Source organism: Pseudoalteromonas fuliginea, assembly GCF_000690055.1.
Taxonomy (GTDB): domain Bacteria; phylum Pseudomonadota; class Gammaproteobacteria; order Enterobacterales; family Alteromonadaceae; genus Pseudoalteromonas; species Pseudoalteromonas fuliginea.
The window spans coordinates 1-265 of sequence record NZ_JJNZ01000224.1 but is presented as its reverse complement, the minus strand read 5'-3'; the positions used below and the strand labels follow the sequence as shown (position 1 = coordinate 265).

The window sequence follows — 265 nt, the reverse complement described above, 5'->3', positions numbered from 1 at the left end:
AGGCGGTAAGAGTAACGAGTTTAGTGCGAACGGTGACGGCATTAGTGGTCGCTTGATTCAAACGGTTACAGGCTGGAAGTTTTCAGGCATCAACTTTGCTATTGATGACGACAATGACGATCAAGAGTTCTTGCAGAATATTGCAGATGGTGGTCGATTCGTGCCAATGAAAGCGGTTTATTCAGATGGTACAGTGCGAGCGGGTCAAGGTAACATCACGGGCGATATTGAAGTGAGCTCGATGAATGGTACTGCGCCGTTGACA

Annotated in this window: 1 protein-coding gene; it reads left to right on the top strand. The window is 47.5% G+C overall.

The window, feature by feature from the left end:
* Nucleotides 1-265: hypothetical protein (locus DC53_RS22270; RefSeq protein ID WP_033032611.1), on the top strand; the 265-nt coding region annotated here is incomplete at both ends.